At 71.8% G+C, this 3,659-nt stretch carries 3 protein-coding genes and 1 pseudogene; 3 read left to right on the forward strand and 1 reads right to left on the reverse strand.

Annotation, left to right across the window (positions count from 1 at the left end; genetic code table 11):
* Positions 1–44 precede the first annotated feature (44 nt).
* On the reverse strand, positions 45–479 hold the full coding sequence (locus ACWD0A_RS34615) for a subtilase-type protease inhibitor (RefSeq protein WP_451304674.1): 435 nt from the start codon (positions 477–479) through the stop codon (positions 45–47).
* A gap of 363 nt (positions 480–842) precedes the next feature.
* On the opposite strand from ACWD0A_RS34615, the gene ACWD0A_RS34620 reads away from it, so the two are divergent.
* The 3 genes and pseudogenes from ACWD0A_RS34620 to rsgA all read left to right on the forward strand — a co-directional run bounded on the left by ACWD0A_RS34620 (position 843) and on the right by rsgA (position 3,580).
* Positions 843–1,877 (forward strand): PHP domain-containing protein, encoded by a 1,035-nt coding sequence (locus tag ACWD0A_RS34620; RefSeq protein WP_451304675.1) that lies wholly within the window; start codon positions 843–845, stop codon positions 1,875–1,877.
* 101 nt (positions 1,878–1,978) lie between these two features.
* Positions 1,979–2,167 (forward strand): annotated as a pseudogene (locus ACWD0A_RS34625) (carboxymuconolactone decarboxylase family protein); the annotation flags it as partial.
* Between the two features lie 309 nt (positions 2,168–2,476).
* A complete protein-coding gene (gene rsgA, locus ACWD0A_RS34630) occupies positions 2,477–3,580 on the forward strand; it encodes a ribosome small subunit-dependent GTPase A (protein WP_451304676.1) in 1,104 nt (367 codons plus the stop codon).
* Positions 3,581–3,659 lie beyond the last annotated feature (79 nt).

The raw sequence follows: 3,659 nt of genomic DNA on the forward strand, positions 1-3,659 counted from the left end.
GCCACGGCGCGCACGCGCCGTGGCCGCCCCGCCGTCGTACGGGCTCAGAAGCCGAAGACGACGCCGTCGGCTCCTTCCTTGAAGCAGCTGTTGGCGAAGGTGTGCGTGAAGGCGATCCGCCTGCCCTCCCACACGCCGTCCGCGGTGACCGTCACCGGGTCCCACTGCTTCGTGCACATGACGCCGCTGTCCGCGGCGACGACCGACTCGAACCGGGCCCCGCCGGCGCGCAGTTCGGCGCAGGCCGTGCCGGCGGCCGGGTGGGTGCCGCCTGCCCTGGGCGTGCAGCTGAGGGTGACCGCGCGCAGCACGCTGCCGTTCAGGGCGTCGTCGCCGGCGGTCACGGTGAGCACCAGCGCGGAGGGCGCGTACAGGCTCTGCGTACCGGTCTGCGCCGCGCCGGCGCTGCCCGTGCCGGGCGCGACGGCGATCCCGAGCGCCGTTGTGGCGAGCACGAGACTCTTGGCGATGTACCGCATGTCGAACACTCCCTGGAGTGGTTGTTTCGGAAATCGGGTGGCGATTCCGGAAATCGGACGGAGAAGCCGGAGCGGAGTCTTGCTCACCTCCGGCGAGATCGCTTGCGCCCACGAGCGGAACCGGTCACCCGTTGTGACTCCTCATGGCCAGGTTGTGACCACCGTTGCCGCACTGAGCAGCGGTTCAGTAGCGAGCCGAAACGGCCGAAGAACGACGTTCCTGGTGGTTGATCAAGAAAATTTAAGGTGAATCGATCATTGAATCGTTGATTGAAAGGCGCAAGCGACTTCACGCCTTCATCGTTCACCGTTGGACTGTTCCGGGGTGCCGGGGTTCACTGGGCAGGGGACCTGGGAGGTGCCATGGAACCGGTCGAAGCGCTGGACCGAGTCGCCTATCTGCTGGAGCGCACGCGCGCCGAGACCTATCGCGTACGGGCCTTCCGCACCGCCGCCGCGGCCCTCGCGGAGTTCGACCGCGACGAGATCGCCCGGCGGGCGGCGGCCGGGACCCTGGTCGGGATCAAGGGAGTGGGGCCGAAGACGGCCAAGGTCGTCGAGGAGGCGCTGACGGGCGGGACCCCCGCCTACCTGCGCCGCCTGGAGGAGGAGGCGGCCGCGCCGCTCGCCGACGGCGGCGCCGGGCTGCGCGCGGCACTGCGCGGCGACTGCCATCTTCACTCCGACTGGTCCGACGGCGGCAGCCCCATCGAGGAGATGGGCCGCGCAGCGGCGGAACTCGGCCACGAATGGGCCGTGCTCACCGACCACTCGCCGACCCTCAAGGTCGCGCGCGGACTGAGCGCCGAACGGCTGCTCGCCCAACTCGACCTGATCGAGCGCCTCAACGAGCAGTGGAAACCCTTCCGGCTGCTCACCGGCATCGAATGCGACATCCTCCCCGACGGCACGCTCGACCAGGATCCCGAACTCCTCGACCGCCTCCACCTCGTCGTCGCCTCCGTCCACTCCAAACTCCGCATGGACGCCGCGGCCATGACCCGCCGCATGCTCCGCGCGATCGAGAACCCCCTCACCGACGTGCTCGGCCACTGCACCGGACGCCTCGTCACCGGCGGGCGCGGCACGCGTCCCGAGTCGCAGTTCGACGCCGACCGCGTCTTCGCCGCCTGCGCCGAGCACGGCACCGCCGTCGAGATCAACAGCCGCCCGGAACGACGCGATCCGCCCCTGCGGCTGCTGCGCCGCGCCCTCGACGCCGGGGCCCTGTTCGCGATCGACACCGACGCCCACGCACCCGGCCAGCTGGACTGGCAGATCATCGGCTGCTCCCGCGCCGAGGAGTGCGGCGTGCCGCCGGAGCGGGTGATCAACACATGGACGGCGGACCAGCTGACGGAGTGGACCCGCACCCGCAGGCCACCGGACGGCGGCTGAGCGCGACCGTCAGCCGCGGGGCCCCGGCGCGCCGGGCCACGCCGATCGCCGAGGCGGGGCCGGGCCGTACGTACCGCTTCGACATCCGCCTGCAGGGCGAGCTCACCGCACTGGTGGCCCACGGCCACCTGGACGAACTCGCCCTGCACGTACGCGCCGCCGTACGCAACGGGCTCACACCGGACGAGATCGGCGCGGTGCTGCTCCAGACCGCCGTCTACCGCGGCGTGCCGGCGGCCAACGCGGCTTTCGCCGTGGCGCGGCGCACGCTCGCAGAGCCCGGCGACGGCGAACCCCCGGCACCCCGAACGGCCCGTCCGGGCACCGGCCGCCCGGCGCGGAAAATGCGTGGCGCGGCGATCCGCCCTCCCGTTAGGGTGAGTTCGTTGCTGCGCCGGCGGTCCCTTCCGCCGGTGCTCCGAGCCGAGTACGACCAGGAGGTGTGACCGATGGCTGTCATGGCGATGGGCGCTGCCCGCATCCAGAAGACCATTTCTCCCACCTCCGTGGTCTCCGGCTGACCTCACCTTCCTCCTGGCGCGCCATGCGCCTCCGCGCCGACGCGCGCCTGCCGGGGCCACCCCTGTGAAGGGTTCCCCTTGAATCTCTCTTCTGCCTCCGCCGCATCCGCACACCCCCTCGCCGCCTACGGCTGGGACGACGGATGGGCGGGGGAGTTCGCTCCGTACGCAGAGCGCGGGCTGCTGCCCGGCCGCGTCGTACGCGTCGACCGCGGTCAGTGCGACGTGGTCACCCCTGCCGGCCCCGTCCGGGCCGACACCGAGTTCGTGACACCGCGCGATCCGATGCGCGTCGTGTGCACGGGCGACTGGGTCGCCGTCGACACGGACGGCGATCCCCGGTACGCGCGCCACGTGCTGGAGCGCCGTACCGCGCTCGTCCGGTCCACGTCGTCGGAGCGGTCCGAGGGACAGGTCCTCGCCGCCAACGTCGACCACGCCGTCATCTGCGTGTCGCTCGCCGTCGAGCTCGACCTCGGACGGATCGAGCGCTTCCTCGCACTCGCGTGGGAGAGCGGTGCGCAGCCCCTCGTCGTCCTCACCAAGGCCGACCTGGTGCCCGACGTCACCGCGCTGTCCTACCTCGTGCAGGACGTCGAGACCACGGCGCCGGGAGTACAGGTGCTGCCCGTCAGCTCCACGACCGGGGAAGGCGTCGACGTGTTCCGCGCGATCGTCTCCGGCGGCACCAGCGTGCTGCTGGGCGTCTCCGGAGCCGGCAAGTCCACGCTCGCCAACGCCCTGCTCGGCGAGGACGTCATGGACGTGCGGGCCGCACGTGACGTCGACGGCAAGGGCCGGCACACCACGACGACCCGCAACCTCCTCGTCCTGCCGGGCGGGGGAGTCCTCATCGACACCCCGGGCGTACGCGGGGTGGGTCTGTGGGACGCGGAGACCGGGGTCGGGCAGGTCTTCTCCGAGATCGAGGAGCTGGCGGAGCAGTGCCGGTTCCACGACTGCGCACACGGCGCGGAGCCGGGCTGCGCGGTGCTCGCCGCGATCGAGGACGGCACGCTGCCGGAGCGCAGGCTCGACAGCTACCGCAAGCTGGTCCGCGAGAACCGGCGGATCGTCGCGAAGACGGACGCACGTCTGCGGGCCGAGATGCTGCGCGACTGGAAACTGAAGGGCGCTCAGGGCAAGGCGGCCATGGCCGCCAAGCGCGGCGACCTGCGCTGAGTCCCGGACCGGTGCCGCGCTCGCTGCTGGAGCGCTGCCCCGACCTCGCCCTCGATGAGTCCTCCGCGTACGAGTGGCT

The organism is Streptomyces sp. NPDC002867 (assembly GCF_053591895.1).